The 21,235-nt window shown below is 57.1% G+C and carries 21 protein-coding genes and 1 pseudogene; 12 read left to right on the top strand and 10 right to left on the bottom strand.

From position 1 onward, the window contains the following. Nucleotides 1–70: 70 nt before the first annotated feature. Both AC2FLZ_RS11665 and AC2FLZ_RS11660 read left to right on the top strand, forming a co-directional pair. A complete protein-coding gene (locus tag AC2FLZ_RS11665) occupies nt 71–979 on the top strand; it encodes an AAA family ATPase (RefSeq protein WP_496808553.1) in 909 nt (302 codons plus the stop codon). Nucleotides 980–1,037: 58 nt separating this feature from the next. Then, complete coding sequence (locus AC2FLZ_RS11660) at nt 1,038–2,297, top strand: vWA domain-containing protein (RefSeq protein ID WP_480553363.1); 1,260 nt, start codon at nt 1,038–1,040, stop codon at nt 2,295–2,297. 4 nt (nt 2,298–2,301) lie between these two features. Here the strand turns inward: AC2FLZ_RS11660 and AC2FLZ_RS11655 are convergent, their stop codons facing one another. Then, a complete protein-coding gene (locus AC2FLZ_RS11655; protein ID WP_480472487.1) occupies nt 2,302–2,808 on the bottom strand; it encodes a hypothetical protein in 507 nt (168 codons plus the stop codon). Nucleotides 2,809–3,032: 224 nt separating this feature from the next. Between AC2FLZ_RS11655 and AC2FLZ_RS11650 the strand changes: the two genes are divergently transcribed. Together AC2FLZ_RS11650 and AC2FLZ_RS11645 are read left to right on the top strand one after the other, a co-directional pair. Further along, nucleotides 3,033–4,001, top strand: coding sequence for an XdhC family protein (locus AC2FLZ_RS11650; RefSeq protein WP_480516848.1), 969 nt, complete (start codon nt 3,033–3,035; stop codon nt 3,999–4,001). Continuing rightward, nucleotides 3,998–4,999 (top strand): molybdopterin-binding protein, encoded by a 1,002-nt coding sequence (locus AC2FLZ_RS11645; RefSeq protein ID WP_480472491.1) that lies wholly within the window; start codon nt 3,998–4,000, stop codon nt 4,997–4,999. Before AC2FLZ_RS11650 ends, AC2FLZ_RS11645 begins: the two co-directional genes overlap by 4 nt. 64 nt (nt 5,000–5,063) lie before the next feature. Here AC2FLZ_RS11645 and AC2FLZ_RS11640 read toward each other — a convergent pair whose 3' ends face one another. Next, a complete protein-coding gene (locus AC2FLZ_RS11640) occupies nt 5,064–5,963 on the bottom strand; it encodes a MurR/RpiR family transcriptional regulator (protein ID WP_496882192.1) in 900 nt (299 codons plus the stop codon). 86 nt (nt 5,964–6,049) lie between these two features. On the opposite strand from AC2FLZ_RS11640, the gene AC2FLZ_RS11635 reads away from it, so the two are divergent. Genes AC2FLZ_RS11635 through AC2FLZ_RS11625 form a run of 3 tightly spaced genes read left to right on the top strand, consistent with a single transcriptional unit; the run spans nt 6,050 to nt 8,602 of the window. After that, a complete protein-coding gene (locus AC2FLZ_RS11635) occupies nt 6,050–6,823 on the top strand; it encodes a beta-keto acid cleavage family enzyme (protein ID WP_480472495.1) in 774 nt (257 codons plus the stop codon). Next, on the top strand, nt 6,820–8,136 hold the full coding sequence (locus tag AC2FLZ_RS11630) for an aspartate aminotransferase family protein (RefSeq protein WP_496822459.1): 1,317 nt from the start codon (nt 6,820–6,822) through the stop codon (nt 8,134–8,136). Before AC2FLZ_RS11635 ends, AC2FLZ_RS11630 begins: the two co-directional genes overlap by 4 nt. Before the next feature lie 7 nt (nt 8,137–8,143). Further along, on the top strand, nt 8,144–8,602 hold the full coding sequence (locus tag AC2FLZ_RS11625; protein WP_480553371.1) for a hypothetical protein: 459 nt from the start codon (nt 8,144–8,146) through the stop codon (nt 8,600–8,602). 58 nt (nt 8,603–8,660) lie between these two features. On the opposite strand, the gene infC is transcribed toward AC2FLZ_RS11625, so the two are convergent. The 7 genes and pseudogenes from infC to cobA all read right to left on the bottom strand — a co-directional run. After that, nucleotides 8,661–9,122 (bottom strand): translation initiation factor IF-3, encoded by a 462-nt coding sequence (gene infC, locus AC2FLZ_RS11620; protein WP_480481680.1) that lies wholly within the window; start codon nt 9,120–9,122, stop codon nt 8,661–8,663. A gap of 245 nt (nt 9,123–9,367) precedes the next feature. Beyond that, nucleotides 9,368–10,201: a ferredoxin--NADP reductase gene (locus tag AC2FLZ_RS11615; protein ID WP_209504075.1), complete on the bottom strand. Its 834-nt coding sequence runs from the start codon at nt 10,199–10,201 to the stop codon at nt 9,368–9,370. Between the two features lie 107 nt (nt 10,202–10,308). Then, nucleotides 10,309–10,716, bottom strand: a complete 408-nt coding sequence (locus AC2FLZ_RS11610) for a DUF934 domain-containing protein (RefSeq protein WP_480472503.1) — start codon at nt 10,714–10,716, stop codon at nt 10,309–10,311. Next, a complete protein-coding gene (locus AC2FLZ_RS11605; protein WP_480909271.1) occupies nt 10,713–11,474 on the bottom strand; it encodes a phosphoadenylyl-sulfate reductase in 762 nt (253 codons plus the stop codon). The genes AC2FLZ_RS11610 and AC2FLZ_RS11605 overlap by 4 nt, the downstream gene beginning before the upstream one ends. After that, nucleotides 11,464–13,128, bottom strand: coding sequence for a nitrite/sulfite reductase (locus AC2FLZ_RS11600; protein ID WP_480623100.1), 1,665 nt, complete (start codon nt 13,126–13,128; stop codon nt 11,464–11,466). The genes AC2FLZ_RS11605 and AC2FLZ_RS11600 overlap by 11 nt, the downstream gene beginning before the upstream one ends. Before the next feature lie 65 nt (nt 13,129–13,193). Further along, nucleotides 13,194–13,508 carry a DUF2849 domain-containing protein gene (locus AC2FLZ_RS11595; protein ID WP_480472509.1) on the bottom strand — a complete coding sequence of 105 codons (315 nt, stop codon included), beginning with the start codon at nt 13,506–13,508 and terminating at the stop codon, nt 13,194–13,196. After that, a pseudogene (gene cobA, locus AC2FLZ_RS11590) lies at nt 13,508–14,254 on the bottom strand (uroporphyrinogen-III C-methyltransferase); the annotation flags it as partial. The pseudogene cobA and the gene AC2FLZ_RS11595, both read right to left, overlap by 1 nt. Before the next feature lie 174 nt (nt 14,255–14,428). Between cobA and AC2FLZ_RS11585 the strand changes: the two are divergent. After that, entirely contained in the window at nt 14,429–14,911 is a 483-nt protein-coding gene (locus tag AC2FLZ_RS11585; RefSeq protein ID WP_480472511.1) for an Lrp/AsnC family transcriptional regulator, read from the top strand. Nucleotides 14,912–14,956: 45 nt separating this feature from the next. On the opposite strand, the gene AC2FLZ_RS11580 is transcribed toward AC2FLZ_RS11585, so the two are convergent. Beyond that, entirely contained in the window at nt 14,957–16,138 is a 1,182-nt protein-coding gene (locus AC2FLZ_RS11580) for a cytochrome P450 (RefSeq protein WP_496714449.1), read from the bottom strand. 46 nt (nt 16,139–16,184) lie between these two features. Between AC2FLZ_RS11580 and AC2FLZ_RS11575 the strand changes: the two genes are divergently transcribed. The 4 genes from AC2FLZ_RS11575 (at nt 16,185) to AC2FLZ_RS11560 (ending at nt 21,227) form a co-directional block, all read left to right on the top strand. Continuing rightward, nucleotides 16,185–17,918 carry a sensor histidine kinase gene (locus AC2FLZ_RS11575; RefSeq protein ID WP_496714451.1) on the top strand — a complete coding sequence of 578 codons (1,734 nt, stop codon included), beginning with the start codon at nt 16,185–16,187 and terminating at the stop codon, nt 17,916–17,918. Continuing rightward, nucleotides 17,915–19,144, top strand: coding sequence for a sigma-54-dependent transcriptional regulator (locus AC2FLZ_RS11570; RefSeq protein ID WP_480553379.1), 1,230 nt, complete (start codon nt 17,915–17,917; stop codon nt 19,142–19,144). The genes AC2FLZ_RS11575 and AC2FLZ_RS11570 overlap by 4 nt, the downstream gene beginning before the upstream one ends. 287 nt (nt 19,145–19,431) lie before the next feature. Beyond that, nucleotides 19,432–20,433 carry a DctP family TRAP transporter solute-binding subunit gene (locus AC2FLZ_RS11565; RefSeq protein WP_209504066.1) on the top strand — a complete coding sequence of 334 codons (1,002 nt, stop codon included), beginning with the start codon at nt 19,432–19,434 and terminating at the stop codon, nt 20,431–20,433. A gap of 116 nt (nt 20,434–20,549) precedes the next feature. Further along, complete coding sequence (locus AC2FLZ_RS11560; protein WP_209504065.1) at nt 20,550–21,227, top strand: TRAP transporter small permease; 678 nt, start codon at nt 20,550–20,552, stop codon at nt 21,225–21,227. Nucleotides 21,228–21,235 lie beyond the last annotated feature (8 nt).

Here is a 21,235-nt window from a genome sequence, read left to right as displayed (position 1 = left end):
GTCCAAGGTTGAGGCCTTGACGCCCAGACACTTGCATGACCTGTTTATCCCTAAAGCAGAGAGGGGTTCCATGACACAGCCAGATTCCATCGATGCCGTGCAGCAGATGCTGGGTCGTCAGGGCTATGTCTGCGGTCGTGCCCTTGCGACGGTTGTGTTCCTGTCGCTGAAGCTTGGACGCCCGTTGTTTTTGGAAGGCGAAGCAGGGGTTGGAAAGACCGAGATCGCCAAGGCTCTGGCATCCGGGTTGAACCGGCGCCTGATCCGGTTGCAATGCTACGAAGGGCTGGATGCGTCGTCAGCTGTTTACGAATGGAACTTTCCGGCGCAGATGGTCGCGATCCGAACGGCTGAGGCCGCGGGTGGGGCCGACCGGGGCGCGTTGCAGACTGAACTGTTCTCGGACGAATACCTGATCGAACGCCCCTTGTTGCAGGCGATGCGCCCGGACGAAAACGGAGCGCCAGTTCTGCTGATCGACGAATTGGACCGGACCGACGAACCGTTTGAAGCGTTTCTGCTCGAAGCGCTCGGTGACTTTCAGGTCACCATCCCAGAAATTGGCACTGTAAAAGCACCTGAACCACCCATCGTGATTGTCACCTCGAACCGGACGCGGGAAGTGCATGATGCTCTCAAGCGCCGTTGCCTCTATCACTGGGTCGATTACCCCGACTTCGAGCGTGAGATCGAAATCCTGCACGCCCGTGCGCCTGAAGCTGCGGAAGCACTCAGTCGCGAGGTTGTAGCCTTTGTTCAGCGTTTGCGCACCGAGGATCTGTTCAAGAAACCCGGCGTGGCTGAGACCATTGACTGGGCGAAATGCCTGTTGGCGCTGGATGTGATGAACCTCAGCCCCGAGGTGATCGGGGATACGCTGGGTGCAATCCTGAAATATCAGGACGACATTCAAAAACTTCAAGGGTCCGAGGCAAAACGCATCCTCGACGAGGCCAAGGCCACGCTCGAACCGGTCTGATGTTTCATCTTTTTCCAAATACTCCGGGGGTATGGGGGCAGAGCCCCCGTAACGTCTGATGGCCGAACAACTTCCGCTGGATATACCCGACAACCCAAAGCTGGCGCACAACATCACCCATTTTGCCCGCGCACTCAGAAAGGCTGGGCTGCCAATCGGACCCGGTCGCGTGATCGACGCTATTCGTGCCGTGCAGGCGGCAGGTTTTTCCGAGAAACAGGATTTCTACTGGACCTTACACGCCTGTTTCGTGAACCGCCCGGAACACCGCGTGATTTTTGCGCAAGTCTTCCGAATGTACTGGCGAGACCCGCGTTACATGGAACACATGATGGCGATGATGCTTCCTGCAATTCGGGGCGTTCAGGAGGAGCGCAAGGCCGACGCCGGTGAAAAGCGCGCGGCTGAGGCACTGCTGGACGGGGTTGAGCGTGATTTGCCGGACGCTGCCGGGCAAGAGGAAGGCGAAACCGAGATCGAAATCGACGCGACCCAGACCGCCTCATCCGAGGAACGGCTGCGCAATCTGGACTTCGAGCAGATGAGCACGGCCGAAATCGCGCAGGCCAAGCGCGTATTGGCGCGGATGACACTGCCGGTAAAGCCAATTGAATCACGCCGCGGGCAGACAAGTCATTTGGGGCACCGCATCGACCGTGCCCGCACATTGCGCGCGGCCATGCGGCAAGGGGGTGAGTTGCGCGAAATTGCCAGGCTACAGCCCAAACTACGCTGGCCAAATCTTGTCGCACTTTGCGATATTTCCGGCTCGATGAGCCAGTACAGTCGGATCATCCTGCATTTCCTGCATTCAGTGTCCAACGCCAAGGGAGCGGGTTGGGCCAAGGTCCATGCCTTCACATTCGGCACACGCCTCACCAACATAACGCGCCACCTGCACCAACGGGATGTAGACGCGGCACTTGCCGCAGCAGGGGCCGAGGCGCAGGATTGGGAGGGCGGCACGCGTATCGGAGAGTGCCTGCATCAATTCAATAGGGACTGGTCACGCCGGGTGATGGGGCAGGGGGCGGTTGTTCTGTTGATCACAGACGGGCTCGAGCGGGGTGATCCCGAGCTCCTCAGGAAAGAGATCGAGCGTCTGCACCTGTCCTCAAAACGCCTGATCTGGTTGAATCCCTTGTTGCGTTGGGACGGGTTCGCGCCCAGGGCGCAAGGGGTTGCCGCGATGCTACCGCATGTTGACAGTTTTCGCGCAGGGCATTCGATTGCCTCACTCGAAGACTTGGCCGCAGCGATTTCACAACCCGACGATGAGGGGCAGAAAGCACGGCTGATGGCCGCGCTTTCCGACTAGCAGCTTACGACAGCTGTTCTTCATTGCACTTGCGGGCCATCTCCATGGCTTTGTAAGTGCCTGTCAGATCGACGGTGAAGGCGTAGGATGTCTCGGGAAACACGATCATGACCTTCTTCTTGGCCAGATCATCCGCGAACTGTGGGCTGTCCGACAGAACATAACCACCGGAATAGCCTTTGGTGATGTTACCTTTCATGCCGGTCGCTTCACCCAGATATATGTTGTCGCCCAGCAGGATGGCGACTTCTTGCGTCTCGCCACGTTTGATATCGGTTTCAGCCTTGGTGAAGATGCCGACATATCCCACGCCACGATCTTCGGTCAGGCCCATCTGAACGACGTTTTCCGCATCATCCACCGCCTCGATCAGGCAGGATTTCTTTTCAGTGTCGATGAAGACTTTCCAGCCTTCAACCTCTCCATAGCGTTGGAATGTGTCAGCCCACGCTGCGGTTGAAGTCAAAAGACCAACTGCCGCGCCCAATGCAAGAATACGTTTCAACTGCATGTCTCCGATCTATGATTTGTATGGTATGCAAGCCAGACCTGAAGTCGGTTGCCTGCACAGGCTAGAACTCGGGTCACAAACAATCAATGCTATGATTTGTTGAATATGGCTCGGGCAATGGCGTTGCCTTATGGGGTTCAATATAGACCTTTTGGTAAGCCTGATGCGCTTTTCATCACGCAATTCCCGCTTATGTTGGTGTCATAGGTCATCCGGAGGTTCCGATGGAACGATTCGACAACAGTCCTGAAACGGCGCTTGACTGGCACCGCAGCGGGCGCGGCGCGGCGCTCGCTACAGTTGTCGAAACCTGGGGCAGTGCACCGCGGCGGGTGGGATCCCAATTGGTGATTGGTGGCGATGGTCGGATAGAAGGTTCCGTTTCTGGTGGATGTGTCGAAGGTGCTGTTATCGTCGAGGCGCTTGAAGCCATTGATGAAGGCGAAGCGCGTTTGCTTGAATTCGGGATCAGTGACGACGATGCTTTCGCGGTTGGTTTGGCCTGTGGGGGGACTATACGCATTCTTGTCGAACCCATAGGAGAAGTCCTGCCCGAATCTATGTTGGCGGAACTGGTTGCCGCTCGGGCCGCTCGTGAGCCCGTTGCCTACGAAGTCAATGTCGAGACCGGGCGCAGGGCGTTGCGCCGCAATGCTTATGCCGACAGGCTGCGTATGGATCGGTCAGGGTTCGAAGAGGATGGCCAGACCTTTGTCGCAGTACATAACCCACCGCTGAGGTTGCTGGTCGTTGGGGCGGTTCACATCGCGCAGGCTCTGGTGCCGATGGCGCGGATTGCGGGCTATGATCCAACCATTATCGACCCGCGTGACGCCTTTGCGTCCAGAGCACGTTTTCCCGGTGAAACGATCCTGACGGATTGGCCGGATGAAGCCGTTGCGAAGCTGGGACTGGACGCGCGGACCGCTATTGTCCTGCTGACACATGACCCAAAACTTGACGATCCGGCGCTACAAGCCGCGTTGGCCGCCGATGTGTTCTATATCGGTGCATTGGGGTCAACACGCACCCATGCCAAGCGCATTGAGCGTATGAAAGCGGCGGGTTTTACCGATGCGCAAATCTCTGGCATTCATGGGCCCATTGGCCTGGATATCGGGGCCGCCGGTCCCTCGGAAATCGCGGTTGCGATACTGGCGCAGATCACTGCAGTTCTGCGAGGGAAAGCATGAAATTTGGGCCTGTGCCGGTGTCCCAGGCAGAGGGGGCCATTCTGGCGCATTCGGTTACAGCGGATGGGCGAAAGCTTCGCAAGGGGCTTGAATTGCGCTCGGAACATGTGGCGCAACTGATAAAGGCCGGTCTAAGCGAGGTCATTGTTGCCCGACTGGATTCCGGTGATTGCCATGAAGATCAGGCGGCACGTAAGCTGGCGTCTGCGCTGGCACCTGATCCAGCATCAGCCAACTTGCGGGTTACCGAGGCATTTACCGGGCGGGTAAACCTTTTGGCCGATGGGCCCGGGGTTGCCGTGCTCGATGTTCACGCACTTGAAATGTTCAATCTGGTCAATCCGATGATTACCGTTGCGACCGTTCCACAGTACCAGCAAATGGGGGCGAACGGCATGATGGCGACCATTAAGGTCATCTCATATGCCGTGCCAGAGGCTGATGTTCAGCGCGCCGCCGGGCTGGCACAAGGAGCTGTGCGTCTGGCGCGGCCTGTTCATCGGACAGCCGGTCTTGTTGTAACGGAAATTCCCGGTGGTCCACCGAACGAAAAGGGGATTGCGGCCATTCGGGGACGGGTCGAGGCAGTGGGAATGGAGCTTGCGGAGGTGCAGATTGTTCCGCATCGAACGGATTCCTTGACCAGCGCGATTTCTAAGGGGAAGGGCGATCTTCTGATGATATTGACGGGTTCGGCCACCTCGGATCCCAACGATGTCGCACCGTCGGCCGTTCGGCAGGCCGGTGGGACGATTGATCGCTTTGGTATGCCGGTTGATCCGGGAAACCTGCTGTTTCTTGGGGACTTGCAGGGCCGACCTGTGATCGGCTTGCCGGGATGCGCGCGCTCTCCGGCGTTGAATGGGGCGGATTGGGTGCTGTCGCGTGTCGCATGCGGGATTGAAACAACAGGCGCCGATATTGCCGGAATGGGGGTTGGCGGATTGTTGAAGGAAATCCCGACCAGACCTCAGCCGCGGGCGAAAAGAAACGACTGACCGCCGCCAAGGTCCGCGATATGGCGTATCACACCGTACTTGCGGCCAATGTATTATTGATATTCTAGGGTTTTCTCATCCTTGGCAATACGCCGGGCCGCCAATACGCGCCGGTGTCCTCCCGGGCTTTTTGAAACTGTTCGACCCTATCCCGTGCGGCGTCTCCTCCTGCATCAAAGAGATGTCCGAGCAGGCATTCCAGAACCGCCATCGCGCCAGAAAAGCTAGAAAACGGATGTAAAGTGCGGGTGCTGACGGGCAGAACGACATCCGGGTTGACGCCGGGTGCAATCACCTCGCTCTCCGACAGCAACACAATCTTCATGGCCCGGTCGCGGGCAAAACGCATCGAATGGATCGTATCTGCGGAATAGGGATGGACGGTGATGGCAAACAAACAATCCTCGGACGTGGCCTCGACCAGGTCATCGACAGCCGAGCCCATGTGTCTTGGTATCAGCTGTAATCCGGGATGGGCCATGCGGCCGGCGTAGTGAAAATAATAGGCCAGCGCATGACTGGACCTTGTGGCGGTCACATAACAACGACGTGCAGACACCATGTCTTCAACGGCACGCTTGGCCAATTGCGGCTCCATCAGGCGCAGGGATCGGGACACAACATTCATCTCATTGCGCGCAAATCTGGCCTGTGCGTCATTGAAAGGGTCTTGTCTGGGTGACGTGGTTAACCATTCCTGACCAATCCTGTCTTCACTGTCGGTTGTGAGGGCAAGGCGAAATGGGTGGCGAAAGGCGTCAAAACTGTCGAAACCCATACGCTGCGCCAGTCGAACAAGAACACTGGTGCTGATGCCGATCCGGTCGGCGGTCGCTCGGACCGGGTTCAGGCCGAAATCACCGGGATGGTCGATGATATATTTCGCCGCGACTTGCATCTGCGCTGGCATCTCATCGATCTCGCGTCGAATTTGGCTGGTCAAGGCTGTAAGGGTGGGTGTCATACCAAAAAGAAACATATGTTTTCTTTTGTGTAAATTGAATACGTCGTCCAGCGACTCTAACTGAGGGCAAAGATTTGGGTGGTGCTATGACATCAATAACAACTGACAGCTCGGACAGGCCCTACGTTCTAGTTGCGCCAAACGGTGCCCGGCGGAACGCGTTGGATCATCCAGCCTTGCCACTCAGGATTGATCAGATCGTCATATCTGCGCGGGATTGCCATGCCGCAGGTGCGGATGGGTTGCATCTGCATATTAGGGATGCAGACGGACGGCATTCACTGGACGCCGGATTGTACCGGGAAACGCTTGCGGAATTGCAGCGCGAGGTTCCAAAAATGGAGCTACAGATCACGACCGAAGCTGCCGGGCAGTTCGACGTGGCATCGCAACTGGACTGTTTGCAAAAGGTGCGACCTGAATGGGCATCAATCTCGGTGCGTGAAATCGCCCGCGATCTGAACCTTGCGCCCAGGGTCTATGCACTATGTGCGGATCAGGGCACACGGGTTCAGCATATCTTGTACGATACTGAGGACGCACGTTTACTGGAACAGTGGCTCGCTTTGGGCATCGTACACGCGGATCAGACAGATCGTTTGCTTGTTCTGGGGCGATACAGCGATGGCCAGCAATCTGTGCCTGCCGATCTCGACGCCTTTCCAGAATGCCCGGCCCGTTGGATGGTGTGCGCCTTTGGAACGCAAGAACATGCCTGTCTGGCTGAGGCTGCGCGACGCGGTGGTGACGTGCGGGTTGGGTTTGAAAACAGTCTGACGGGGCCGGATGGCAGGCTGTGGGCAGATAACGCGGCCTCGGTTGCAGCATTAGTCGAATTGCTTGGAAGGGCACAGAAATGAGTCATGTTTTCCCACGTCACACGAAATCGGACCTTCCTGTCGCGGTTGGCGGCGATGGCTGTTATCTGATCGACGCAAAGGGCAAGCGTTACCTGGATTGCGGTGATGCGGCGGTATCTTGTCTGGGCCATTCGAATCAGGCCGTGATCCAAGCGGTACAGCAGCAGGTGGAACAGATTGCCTTTGCACATACAGGGTTCATGACATCAAAACCGGCTGAGGCTTTGGCCGAATTGTTGATCCGGCACGCGCCGGGGGATCTGGACCGGGTGTATTTTGTTTCGGGCGGGTCCGAGGCGACCGAGGCGGCAATCAAACTGGCGCGCCAGTACTTTCTAGAAATCGGACAACCTGAACGCCGTCACGTTATCGCGCGAAAGCAAAGCTATCACGGCAACACTTTAGGGGCTTTGTCCGCTGGGGGTAACGCATGGAGACGGGCGCAATTCGCCCCGATGCTGATCGAGATGACGCATATCTCTGCCTGCTACGAATATGCCGAAAAATCGGAAGACGAAAGCAGCTTTGACTATGGTCAGCGTGTGGCCAATGAGCTGGAATCCGAAATCCTGCGGCTGGGCCCTGATACTGTCATGGCATTTATGGCCGAACCAGTGGTTGGAGCTACCCTTGGCGCAGTCCCTGCGGTTGAAGGGTACTTCAAGCGTATTCGCGAGATCTGCGACCACTATGGTGTGTTGCTGATTTTGGATGAGGTGATGTGCGGTATGGGCCGAACCGGTCACCTGTTTGCCTGCGATCATGACGACATCGCGCCGGATATTTTGTGTATCGCCAAGGGGTTGGGGGCCGGATATCAACCGATTGGAGCCATGCTGTGTACCGGCAAAATCTATAACGCGATCCGCGACGGATCAGGGTTTTTCCAACATGGACACACCTATGTCGGTCATCCGGTCGCCACAGCCGCCGCATTGGCGGTAGTCCGTGAGTTGACCGAACGGGATTTACCTGCGCGTGCCGGGGTCATGGGCAACAAGCTGCGATCCGCCCTCGAGGCTGCATTCGGACAGCACCCGAACGTGGGAGATATCCGTGGGCGCGGGTTGTTCCGTGGTGTTGAACTGGTCGCTGACCGCGACAGCAAGGCCCCTTTTGATCCATCACGTGGCATCGCAGGTAAGGTGAAAAAGGCAGCACTGGCCGAAGGGTTGATTTGCTATCCCATGGCTGGCACGCGGGATGGCCGGAACGGCGATCATGTCCTGCTGGCGCCGCCCTTTGTTATTGAAGAGGAACAGATAGGCGAACTCGTCAGCAAACTGGAACGCGCCCTTTCTGCTGTGCTTTGACATTACCGTGAGCGCACTGTTCGCCCGCAGCTTATTTGTTAATGTCGCGGGAGAAGTATCTGAAAAGGCGAAATCAATAGTGCTGGATATTTGGCGCAGTTTCCGTGCGCTTCCCCTTTGGGTGCAGATCTGGGTGGCCGTAATATTGGTGCCGGTTAATCTGGTTCCGCTTGCTTTCCTGGATCAGCCACAAGGGATGCTCATCGCTGTTCTGGCGATTACCGGTATGGCGCTGAACATACCCATCATGGCGGTTGCGCGCGGGATGAGTGGCGCGATGGCCTTGCCGCACATTCTGTGCTGGATTCCACTAGTTGTCATTGTCGCGCTATTATTGTTCTCCGATGCGACCCTGAGCGCTGCTTTTGCCAAGTTTCTTTGGGTGCTTCTGATCGTTGACGTAATTTCCCTGCTTTTCGATTTCAGGGATGCGGTCAACTGGTTACGAAGCAGACGCGCGACCTGAACAAAAAAAGCCCCTTCGGCAGCGAAGGGGCTTTGATCGTTTTGGTCTTTGAAGCAGATTACTTATGCGGAAGCGGACCGATCATCATGACCATCTGACGGCCTTCCATCTTCGGCATGTTCTCGATCTTGCCGACCTCTTTTATGTCTTCGGCCACACGCTCCAGCAATTCGCGACCCAGGTTCTGGTGTGCCATTTCACGGCCACGAAAGCGCAGGGTGACTTTGACTTTGTCGCCCTTTTCCAGAAACTTAAAGACGTTCTTCATTTTGACGTCATAGTCATGCGTATCGGTGTTGGGTCGGAATTTGACCTCTTTCACTTCGATGACTTTTTGTTTTTTGCGCGCTTCGTTTTCGCGTTTTTGCGTTTCGTACTTGTACTTGCCGAAATCCATGATCTTGCAGACCGGTGGGTTCGCATTAGGCGAGATTTCGACTAGATCAAGACCTGCATCTGCGGCCATCTGCATGGCTTTGGCGGGATGAACCACCCCGACGTTTTCACCTTCGGCACCAATCAGCCGAATTTCGGGGGCACGGATTCTTTCATTTACGCGCGGGCCGGTTTCACGTTGAGGCGGCGCGTTGTGAGGTCTGCGAGCTATGGGTTCATTCCTTTGATGATTGCAGAATTTCGAGCCCGGAATTTAAACCGGGCGAGACCGCACTTCAAGCGGCATAAATACAGGGTAATGCGAAAAAACTTGTTTTCTGCCGGTGTTTTTCGCGTTCAAGGCGGCAAAGCCCTGAACGCAGGGTTGCTTTAGCCGACAAAGGCTTTTTCGATCACGAACTCCTTGGGTTCCGAGTTAGCGCCTTCACGCAAACCAAACCCCTCGAGAATTTCCTTGATATCCAGGTTGAAAGCCAGCGAACCGCAGACCATTGCACGGTCGGTTTCAGGCTTGATGCCGCCATCAATACCCAGATCGGAAAATACGGTGCCATCCTGAAGAAGGGTGGTGATGCGGCCCATCTTGGGGCTCTCTTCCCGTGTGGTGGTCGGGTAATAGCGGATCTTGTCGGCAAATCCTTCACCGATCAGTTCGGCCAACAGTTCGTCCTGACGGATGCTGTCGATCAGCTGACGGCCATATTCCAGCTCTGCCACTTCGCGGCAGGTGTGGGTGATGATGACCTCGTCATAATCCTCATAGGTCTGTGGTTCACGCAGCAGCGAGGCAAAAGGTGCAAAGCCGGTGCCGGTTGCAAAAAACCACAGGCGTTTGCCGGGCAGCAGGGCGTCATGCACCAATGTGCCAACCGGTTTGGGACGCAAGATGATCTGATCACCCGGTTTGATATGTTGCAATTTCGACGTCAGCGGGCCGTTCTGAACTTTGATCGAATAAAACTCCAGCTCTTCATCCCACGAGGGCGACGCGATGGAATAGGCGCGCAGCAACGGCTTGCCGTTGTCACCCAGCAGACCAATCATCACAAATTCGCCCGAGCGGAACCGCAACGAGGCCGGGCGCGACACCTTGAAAGAAAACAGGCTGTCGGTCCAGTGTTTGACGTCGGTTACGGTTTGCGCGTCCGGAAGGACGGGGACTTTTACTGCGGTTGCTTCGCTCACGGGCTTCATCTCTGTCATCGTTTACCTGCCGGTCTGCTAAACCGACATCTCCGTTTAATCTTTGATCCAAGTCAGGAAAAGGGGACAGATTGCCCCCTTTGCGTCACAAGCTGGCAAGTGCGGGATTAGCCGCGCAGGCGGGCCTGATAGTTATTCTCTTTCCAGTTCGCGCGGGCCAGCCACTGATCTTCGGGTTGGCGGTCTGCCAGTTCTCCGTCGATCTCGACTTCGTCAAAGCCGCTGCGGCGCGCCATGGCGTATTGATCGGCAAGCACATGCCCTTTGGCGCGCAACCGGCCTTTGTAGCCCTTCAGGCGCAATGTGCGGGCGATGGTAAAGCCGCGACCATCTGCGAAAGAGGGGAAATCTACCCGAACCAGCCTGGTGCCGCCCAACCGGTCATACAGTTCGTCTGGGTCTGTCTCCGAGCTCACGTCCAGCGCGACCACGTCATTGGCGGCGTCATCCAAAGTGACAAAGCCGTCGGTCCAGTCATCGGGCGAAAAGCCCTCATCCGTTACGATTACGTTCATGTTTTCTCTCCGACGCGCATCATCTTGCCATCGACAAAATGGATGCCGCATTCTTCCTTGTTCTGGTCGCGCCAGCGTCCGGCGCGGGGGTCTTCGCCCTCTTTGACCGGCGAGGTGCAGGGCGCACAGCCGATCGAAGGGTATCCTTTGGCCACCAGCGGGTGCCGGGGCAGGTTGTTTTCTTCCATATAGGCCCGCACATCCTCGGGCGCCCAATGGGCCAGCGGGTTGACTTTGATCCGGCCTGTTCCGTCCTCGACCTCGAAGAATTCCAGCGCGGCGCGCGTGCCGGCCTGAAATCGCTTGCGTCCGGTTATCCAGCCATCGAACCCCACCAGTGCTTTTTGCAGCGGGAAAGTCTTGCGCAGGTTACAACATGCATCCGTGTCGCGCAGGCGCAACGCACCGTATGGGTCTTCGCGCTCAACTTCTGCATCCTCGGCCCGGATGATGCGAATGTTGGTAAGCCCCAGACGCTCGCTCACCTCCTGCTGGTACTCCAGCGTTTCGGTGAACAGCATTTGCGTGTCCACGAAAAGAACGGGCGTTGCCTTGTTCACCACCGCCGCCATATGCAACAGCACGACGGATTCCGCACCAAAGCTCGAGACCAGAGCAAGCTCATCAATCTCATCAATCGCCCCATGCATGACATCATGAGCGCTGTGGTGCCGGAACCGGGCATTCAGGTCTTCGACACGTTCAGTCAGTTCGCGTCTGTCCCGGCCCAGTTCCGTCTGGATCAGGTCAAGCGGCATTTGCTCGGGCCTCGGGGTAGAGGGCGTCTTTGAACGGCGCCATGCCCACCCGGCGATATGTTTCCAGGAATGTCTCCTCTGCGCTTGCACGCTGGTTCAGATAGGTGTCGACAATGCGCTCAACGGCAGGAACGATTTCGTCATAGGCAAAGCCCGGACCGGTGCGATCACCAATTGCCGCAGTTTCGGTCGCATCGCCACCCAAAGTGATCTGGTAGTTTTCCACGCCTGCGCGGTCCAGACCCAGAATGCCGATATGGCCGACATGGTGGTGACCGCAGGCGTTGATGCAGCCTGAGATCTTGATCTTCAGGTGGCCGATGTCATGCTCGAGCTTCAGGTCCTCGAACCGCGTCGCAATTTCCTGAGCAACCGGGATCGAACGCGCCGTCGCCAGCGCGCAATAATCCATGCCGGGGCAGGCGATGATATCGCTGATCAGACCGATATTGGCGGTTGCCAGTTCGTATTCCTTCAGCTTGGCGTGGATCGCGGGCAGGTCCGATTTGTGGACATGCGGCAGGATCACGTTCTGCTCGTGGCTGATGCGCAGCTCGTCATAGGCGAACCCTTCGGCCAGATCGGCCATCACGCGCATTTGCTCGGCAGTTGCATCGCCCGGCGTTGCCCCATGCTTCTTGATCGAGATCGTGACGATCGCATGGTCCGCGTCCTTGTGCGGCGCGATGTTGGTATCGACCCACGAGCGGAAAACTGGATCGTTGGTATAGGAGCTTTCAAACGACGCGACCGAAGCTTGGCGGAAGGCAGGCGGTGCAAAGTGGTCCTTGATCTCTTCCAGCAGGTTCATGTCCGCGCCTTTGAACTGCGGGCGGACCTTCAGGAAGCGTTCGTTAACCTTGGCGCGGATAGCGTCGATGCCATGCTCGTGCACGGTGATCTTAATACGTGCTTTGTACTTGTTGTCGCGGCGACCAATCTGGTTCCATACGGAAACGGTGGCTTCCAGATAGGCCAGCAGGTCATCAAAGGCGACGAATTCGGACAATTCCTTGCCGATCATGGGCGTACGGCCAAGGCCACCGCCAACAATGACGCGAGCGCCAAGAACGCCGTCACGCTCAACCAGTTGCAGGCCGATGTCATGCGCCTTGATCACGGCGCGGTCGTTTTCACTACCAGTGATGGCGATCTTGAATTTGCGCGGCATGAACTGGAATTCCGGGTGGTCGGTCGACCACTGGCGCAGCAATTCGGCGTAAGGGCGGGGATCAGCGACCTCATCCGCAGCGGCGCCAGCAAAGTGGTCGGCGGTCACGTTGCGAATGGTGTTGCCCGAGGTCTGTATGGCGTGCATGCCAACCTCGGCCAGCGCGTCCAGCATATCCGGCACGTCGCTCAGCTTTGGCCAGTTGTACTGGATGTTCTGACGCGTCGTGAAATGGCCATAGCCTTTGTCCCACTTCTCGGCCAGCAGCGCCAGTTGACGCATCTGCGCACTGTTCAGCGTGCCATAGGGAATGGCGACACGCAGCATGTAGGCGTGCAGTTGCAGGTACAGCCCATTCATCAGGCGCAGCGGCTTGAATTCGTCTTCGGTCAACGAGCCGTCAATGCGACGCTCGACCTGGGCGCGGAACTGCGCGTTACGTTCTGCCAAAAATGCTGTGTCGAACTCGGAGTAGCGATACATGTCTAGCTGTCCTTGTTTGCAGCCCCGAACCTAGGGGCCTTGAAGGGGAGAGATATGGCCAGAGGTCAGGCCCGGGGCTGCGGGGAAGTTTCCTGTTTGCCGTGGGCATAGTTGGACGGACCAGTCCGGCGGAAATCTTCCCGAAAATGGGTGGGCTCGGGGCCGTTCTTGCCAGCAACGGCATCGGCCAGATAGGCGCCAACGACTTTATTTGCCTGACGCGCCGCATCCAGCAGACGCACCTGTGCATGTGCTTCGTCAGTGATCAGTTCCGCTTGGGACAGATCACGCGTCCAACTGTCATCTTCGGTCTGGTAAATGACGTCACCTACCAGCAAATCATTTGCGGTGACGACTTTGGGGGTAAAAGCGCGGGCCATCAGGCAAGCTCCTTATTGAATTCGGTTACGGCCTGCGCCGCTTCGCGCGGGGCAAGGCCATAGAATGTCAGGGCCGGTCCGTCCAATTCGGCGGCGGCCAGGTCGGCGGGCAGTTGATCCAGTGTGGTGGACAGTATCCGTTGGTTCGGGCGCGAGGCGTTTTCGACCAGCGTGACAGGGGTGGCGCGATCGGCGCCATGCATGATCAGGCGACCCTGGATAAAGCGGGCAGATTTCTTGCCCATATAGATCGCAGCAACCGAACCAGCCCGTGCCAGGGCATTCCAGTCATGATCGGCAAAACCTTTCATGTCGTGCCCGGTCAGGAACCGCACCGAGGAATTTCGACCGCGTTGAGTCAGGCTTTGGCCGATGCCAGCCACTGCGGCAGAGGCCGCTGTGATACCAGGAACGATCTGCCACGAAATGCCAGCCGCCTCGACGGCCTCGATCTCTTCATCCAGACGGCCAAAGACAGTGGGATCACCGGACTTCAGGCGGACCACGCGGTTACCATTCAGGGCATATTCGACCAAAAGCGCGTCAATATCACTTTGCTTCCAGGATGGGCCGAACCCGGCTTTGCCGACATCAACCAAGGCGGCGCTTTGACCGGCTATGTCCAGAACGGGTTCACTGATAAGGCGGTCATGCAGCACAACATCAGCCCGCTCAAACGCGGTCAGCGCCTTGAGCGTCAGCAACTCGGGGTCGCCCGGACCTGCGCCGACAAAGTCGACATGTCCTTTGGGGCCTGTTGTGCGAACGTCCTGCATCGGATCATCTCGGGTGTGGTTTGACTTGACCCTCAATATAGGAAATATTCCCACCAAAGCGCCATATGGGCGCTAAAATAAGGATAAACGTTCCATCTATGCGAAAATATGGAACGAAAGCTTCGATGTGGAAGGGAAATTGGAATGTCGGTGCGGATAGATGATACGGATCGGAAAATTCTGGCCGAGCTGCAACGCGATGCAGGGCAGTCACTGGATGAAATAGCGGCTCGGGTCGGCAGTTCAAAGACGCCTGTCTGGAATCGTATACGCAAGCTCAAGAGTGCAGGAATAATAGGTCAGCAAACGGTTTTGCTGGATGCCGAAGCGCTCGGGTTTGAAGCGACTTTCTTTGTTTTGATCCGCACATCGGAGCACGAGGCCGAGTGGCAGCGAAAGTTCCTTAAAGCATTGCGCGATCATCCCGAAGTGCAAGAGGCGCACCGGCTGGCCGGAGACATTGATTATATCCTCAAGGTTCGGGTCAAGAACGCGCGCGCCTATGACCAATTCTACCAGTCGCTGATATCGGAGGTGCGGGTGCACAACGTAACCGCGCTTTTGTCGATGGAAGAAATCAAGTCCACAACGATGCTTCCCCTCAACGCATTGGTTGAAGGGGCGTAAAAGGCAGGTGCTTCCAACGCCGGATCGAGCCGCGCCTTATACAGGTCAGACCTGAACCATTAACCGTTCCAAACCATGGAAGTGATAGCTGTCTGAATAGGTTGGCTCTGTAGCGAGCCGCAGGTTCGGGCAGCTATTGAACAGAATGGGCAGGGCTATGCGCATTTCCAACCTTGCCAAAGGGGCGCCGACGCAGAAGTGGATGCCTCCGCCAAAACTTGTGTTGACCTCAATCGAGCGCGTCGGAACAAACCTTTCGGGTTCATCCCAGACAGCAGGGTCGCGGTTTGCAGCGCCAAGCAATAGTGCGACCTGATCACCGCGCCTGAACGAATGCCCAAATATGTCAACGTCTTCATATGCATAACGTGTGAACATGTGCAAAGGCGGGTCATAGCGCAGAATTTCTTCAATCGTTGCGTCGATCTGGTCCGGTGCCAGAACGCCGGGGCTGGTATAAGTTTGCAACAGAGTTTTCACACCGTTCGCCAGCGAATGCACAGTTGCTTCGTGACCTGCATTCAGCAGCAAGATGCATGTTGCGACCAACTCGTCGATGGTCAGCTTTTCACCTTCTTCCTCGGCGCTGATAAGCCGGGTGATCAAATCGTCACGGGGATCATTGCGTCGCTGGTTAATGTATCCCAACAGGAAATCCGTGAACTCCTGAGACGACTTGGCCGCCTTATCCTCGGTCGCCTGCGTCCGGTTGGCCTGATACATGGCGACCATGTCATGCGACCACTGCAACAGGTTGGGTGCCATGTCTTCGGGAACGCCCAGCAGTCGGCAGATGGTTATCACCGGGACCTGCGTGCAATAGGCACTCAACAGGTCGAAAGGTGTATTCGGAAACGTCTCGATAAGACTGTGGCATAGCGATTCAATGGAAGGCTGCAATGCAGAAATTTCCCGCGACGTGAAAGCGCGCATGACAAGCGCTCTCAGGCGGGTATGTCGAGGGGGTTCAGCTTCAAGCAGCGAGTGGGCTTCGATAGCCAGCCAGGGGGCCAGATGGGCAGGGCCCTGTGTCGCGCATTCAGGCGGAACTTCCCGCCCAAACCGGCGGTCGCGAAGAAGTGTCCGCACCGCCTGACAAGACGTTGCAGCAACCATATTGTAGTCGCGCCAATAGAATAGATCTCCAGCAGTGCGGGCATGATCATAGAAAGGGTAGGGGTTCTGAACGAAACACGGGTCTGTCGGGGATTGCGAGAATGACTTCATGCGACGCACACTTGCCACGAGCCGCGTTGAATGCAAGACCCTGTCTATGCAGAGAGTTTGGATCATTGTCGGTTTTTTGTCCGCTGTCGGGCTGCTGTCAGGTTTTGTTTGGTCTTATGGTTATCGTCAGGCGCTGTCTCAGCTAAGCGACAAGGCCGAAGCAGACCTTGAACTGGCGGCGGATCGGCTCAGCACCCAGATGCAGGTCTATCAGGAACTGGCGGTTCTGATGGCGACACATCCCGCTTTGCACGCGTTGGATACACCAACACACGTACATGACGCGCAAGCGATGTTGCTGGACGTCGCCGACAAGACAGCGGCCGTCAACATGATGTATCTGGATCGCAGCGGTCGGGTTCTGGTCACCGCACAGCCAGTGGCACAGCGAGACATGTCCGCACATCCAGCGTTCAGGCGCGCCATGCAGGGTGCGGTGGGTACCGCGCATGAGGTGGTTCCAGAGAGTGGCGACCGGATATATTCCTATGCCGCTCCGACTTTTGCTCCGTCTGGGCAAGTCGAAGGTGCAGTGATGGTGGTTGCCGACGTCCAGGACATTGAACAAACCTGGCGGGGCAGTACCGAAGCCGTGTTCTTTGTTGATTCTGACGGTGTCGTCTTCATCTCGAACCGATCAGACTTGCTGTTCTGGAGCCGCGAGGCTGGCCAGTCCGGGCTGACACCGCCAGAAGGTGCGTCGGTGGATTTTGCAGCGACGCGGGTCGGCCAGCATGAATTGTGGCGGCTGAACTGGGGGCGGTATTTGCCACGCGACGCGTTGCACCTAACGCTTGAACTGCCTGTGATCGATATGACCGCCGAGGTTTTGGTGGACGTGGCTCCGGCCCGGCGACTTGCGGGGTTGCAGGCGGCGGCGGTCGCAGCGATCTGTCTGGCGTTTGGTGCCATGCTGTATCTTGCCATGGAGCGGCGACGGACGCTGGCTAATGCCAACATGGTTCTGGAAAGCCGGGTGGCGCAGCGTACCCGTGCATTGACCCAAGCGAACACTGCGTTACGCCGCGAAGTTGCAGAACGTCAGGAGGCCGAAGCAGCCCTGAAAAAAGCGCAGGCCGAACTGGTGCAGGCAGGTAAACTCAGCGCATTGGGGCAAATGTCGGCGGGGATCAGCCACGAACTCAACCAACCCTTGATGGCAATCCAGCAATTCGCCGACAATGGCACGGCCTTTCTTGAACGCGGCAAAGGCGACAGGGCCAGCGAAAACCTTGGGCGTATTTCGGAAATGGCCGCCCGCATGGCCCGGATCATCAAGAATCTGCGCGCGTTTGCCCGCAACGAAAGCGAACCAATGGGCCGGGTCGATCTGGTGCAGGTTCTGAAAACCGCCGTCGAGTTGACCGAAACCCGTTTGCGTGACGATGATGTGACGCTGGAATGGGAGCCGGGACAGTCTGCGGTTTATGTTTGGGGGGGTGAAGTCCGATTGGTGCAGGTCTTTGTTAATCTGATCAATAACGCGGCGGATGCGATGCTGGGGCGACCCAAACGGCACATTTCGATTGTGATGCACGAAGAAGACCGGTTGCGCGTTTCTGTGCGGGATACCGGCCCGGGGATTGAAGACCCCGACCGTGTGTTCGAGCCGTTTTATTCGACAAAAAGCGTAGGATCCTCTGAAGGTCTGGGGCTCGGCCTTTCAATATCATATGGTCTGGTTCAAAGCTTTGGGGGTGAAATCCGTGGGGCAAACACGACTGATGGCGCAGTGTTTACCGTCGAACTGGAACCCTATGGAAAAGAAGAGGCAGCATGATGCGCAGGGTTCTGTTGGTCGATGATGACGCAGCTGTTCGCGAGGCACTGGCGCAAACCATTGAACTGGCGGACTATGCACCGACAACAGCCGGATCTTTTGTGGCGGCCAAGGATCATATTCGGCGGGATTTCCCCGGTGTGATTATTTCGGACATCCGAATGCCCGGGCGGGATGGTTTCCATCTGCTGACCTATGCTCGGGATATCGACCCCGAGCTTCCGGTGATCCTTTTGACCGGAGAAGGCGATATCCCAATGGCCGTGGAAGCCATGGGAAAAGGCGCGTTCGATTTTCTGGAGAAACCATGCGCTGCGTCTGACCTGATGGACGTTCTTGAACGCGCATTCGCGGCCCGCACTCAGGTTTTGGAACAGCGCGCCCTGAAATCTGAACTTGAAAGGGGGGATCCGGCCGCACGTTTGCTGTTTGGTCTGTCGCCGCAAGCCGAGGCACTGCGGGATCGTGTGCGAACTGTTGCACCGACTGGGGCCGAAGTTCTTGTTACCGGCCCGCCGGGCAGCGGCATATCCAAAGTTGCCGAAGTGGTTCACCTGATGTCGCCCGCTGGTCAGGGGCCTTTTGTCAAACGTCCGGCTTCAAGCCTAAGCCCCGATGATCTTGCCCAAAGCTGCGGCGATGCAGTGGGTGGATCCCTGTTTCTGGACGAAGTGTCCGCCATGCCCCAAGCCACGCAGTTTGCGGCGTTGGAGATCATCGAGCGCGGTCCGGGGGGGCGTATTATTGCAGGGACAACCGCTGATCTGTCCGCTTTATGTTCGGAAGGGCGGTTTAACGCAGATCTGTTCTATCGTTTGGATGTGATGCGGGTGCGTGTTCCATCATTGGCGGAACGCCCCGACGACATTCCGGTGATTTTTCGCCACTATGTGGCGCAAGCGGCCGAACAGGCAGGCATCGCAATTCCCGAGATTTCGTCCGAACATCTGGCCGCCTTGATGGCCAGCGACTGGCCGGGCAACGCCCGTTCGCTGATGTCGGCAGCAATGCGGTTTGTTCTTGGAATGCCCGAGGAGGTTACACAAGCAACGGATCTGGGGTTGAGCGAACAGATGGCGCGTGTGGAACGATCTTTGTTGATTGCAGCTTTGGGCCGCCACAATGGAAAAGCGTCAGATGCGGCCAAGGCGCTGAAGCTGCCGCGCAAGACCTTTTACGACAAGCTGGCGCGCTATCAGATTCGTCCCGAGGATTACCGCAGATGAGCGGGAACTGGATTGGCACTTCTGATTCGAATGAAGTGATTCGGAATATGTGCGGAATTCCGCACAAGCCGCACTGAGGATGTGCGAGTTTTCGCACGGCTCGGGACTGTGAAGCGCAGAACCCGAACCAACAAAGCTGTAACACTTTGGTATTAAACATGTAATCAGACACTTTCCGCAATCGCAGTCAAAAGTTGTGTGCTTTACCCTGAGTCGCTTCACTGCACGCCATACGGCGCTTACCCGGCGTCGACTGCAAGTTTCAAGGAACTCTGGGAGGATATCAGATGAAGCTTCTGACAACGGCAGCAACTGCGCTTGCTCTGACTGTAACCGCAACGGCTGGTATGGCTGCATGCGACGAAGGTGAAATCGTCGTTAAGTTCGCGCATGTGACGAACACCGACAAACACCCCAAGGGCATCGCGGCATCGCTGCTGGAGCAGCGGGTCAACGACGAAATGAACGGCACGATGTGTGTCGAGGTCTACCCGAACTCGACGCTCTACAACGACGACAAAGTTCTCGAAGCGATGTTGCAGGGCGACGTGCAACTGGCAGCGCCCTCGCTGTCGAAGTTCGAGAAGTTCACCAAACAGTTCCGCCTGTTTGACCTGCCGTTCATGTTCAAGAACGTCGACGCTGTAGACGCGTTCCAGGCCTCGGCCGAGGGGCAGGCGATGAAAGACAGCATGCAGCGCCGCGGCCTGCAAGGGCTGGCGTTCTGGCACAACGGCATGAAGCAGATGTCGGCCAACAAGGCTTTGGTTGATCCGTCGGATGCAAACGGTTTGAAATTCCGCGTGCAGTCGTCAGATGTGCTGGTGGCTCAGATGGAGGCCATTGGTGGCAGCCCGCAAAAAATGGCGTTCTCGGAAGTGTATGGCGCGCTGCAACAGGGCGTGGTGGACGGGCAGGAGAACACCTGGTCGAACATCTACGGCAAGAAGTTCTTTGAGGTGCAGGACGGTATCACCGAAACCAACCACGGCATCATCGACTATCTGGTCGTGACATCGGTGGATTGGCTGGACAGTCTTGATCCGGCGGTGCGGGATCAGTTCCTGACCATTCTGGCCGAAGTTACCGAGACCCGGAACAAAGAAGCCTTTGCTGTGAACGAAGCGGCCAAAGCGTCGATCATCGATGCGGGCGGCGTCATCCGTGAACTGACCCCTGAACAGCGTCAGGCCTGGGTCGACGCGATGAAACCGGTTTGGGACAAATTCGCCGGTGACGTGGGTCAGGACAAGATCGACGCGGCACAGGCCATCAACGCCGGCTTCTGATCCGGTCAAAGACCGCGCGTCCGGGGACTGGGGAGTATTCGACGCGCAGGCCGGGCGGGCTGAAATGGCCCGCCCCATTCTCAACTCTCTCTTCAATAAAATGCGGGGACTGAAAGATGTCTGGTGCGAACTCCGGCCAGGGCGGGCTGATCGACCATATCGAAGAAACCCTGATCGCGTTGCTTTTGGGCCTTATGACGGTCGTTACATTTGCCAACGTGATCGCGCGGTTTGTCTTTAATTCCAATATCCTATGGGCGCTTGAGTTGACAGTGTTCACGTTTGGCTGGCTGGTGCTGCTGGGCGCGTCTTACGCGGTCAAGAAACATGCTCATCTGGGCGTGGATGCAATCCTAAACATGCTAGCGCCAGCACCGAGGCGTCTAATGGCGTTAGTCTCGGTCGGATGCTGTCTGGTGTTTTCGCTGCTGATGCTCAAGGGGGCATATGATTATTGGGCCGTCTTTGCAGATCTGCCGCCAACATCGGGCCGCTGGTTCCCGACTGGGTTTGATTTCGGCGCACGCAGCCAGAGTTTCTACGAGGTGGACGACATCCCCATGGTTGCGCCGCTGCGCTTTCTGGAAGACCTGATCAACTATGGCGAGGGGTATGAAAAACTGCCCAAGGTCGTACCTTACCTGGTTCTGCCTGTATCCATGCTGCTGCTGGTGATCCGGTTTACGCAGGTCGCCGTTCAAATCTGGCGTGGTGAGACCGATCGCCTTGTCGCCAGCCACGAAGTCGAGGACGAGATTGAGGAAGTCCGCGCACAACAAGGGGTGCATGACTGATGGACGTT

The organism is Ruegeria sp. YKSF131 (assembly GCF_059612645.1).
This window is presented reverse-complemented; position numbering and strand designations above follow the sequence as displayed.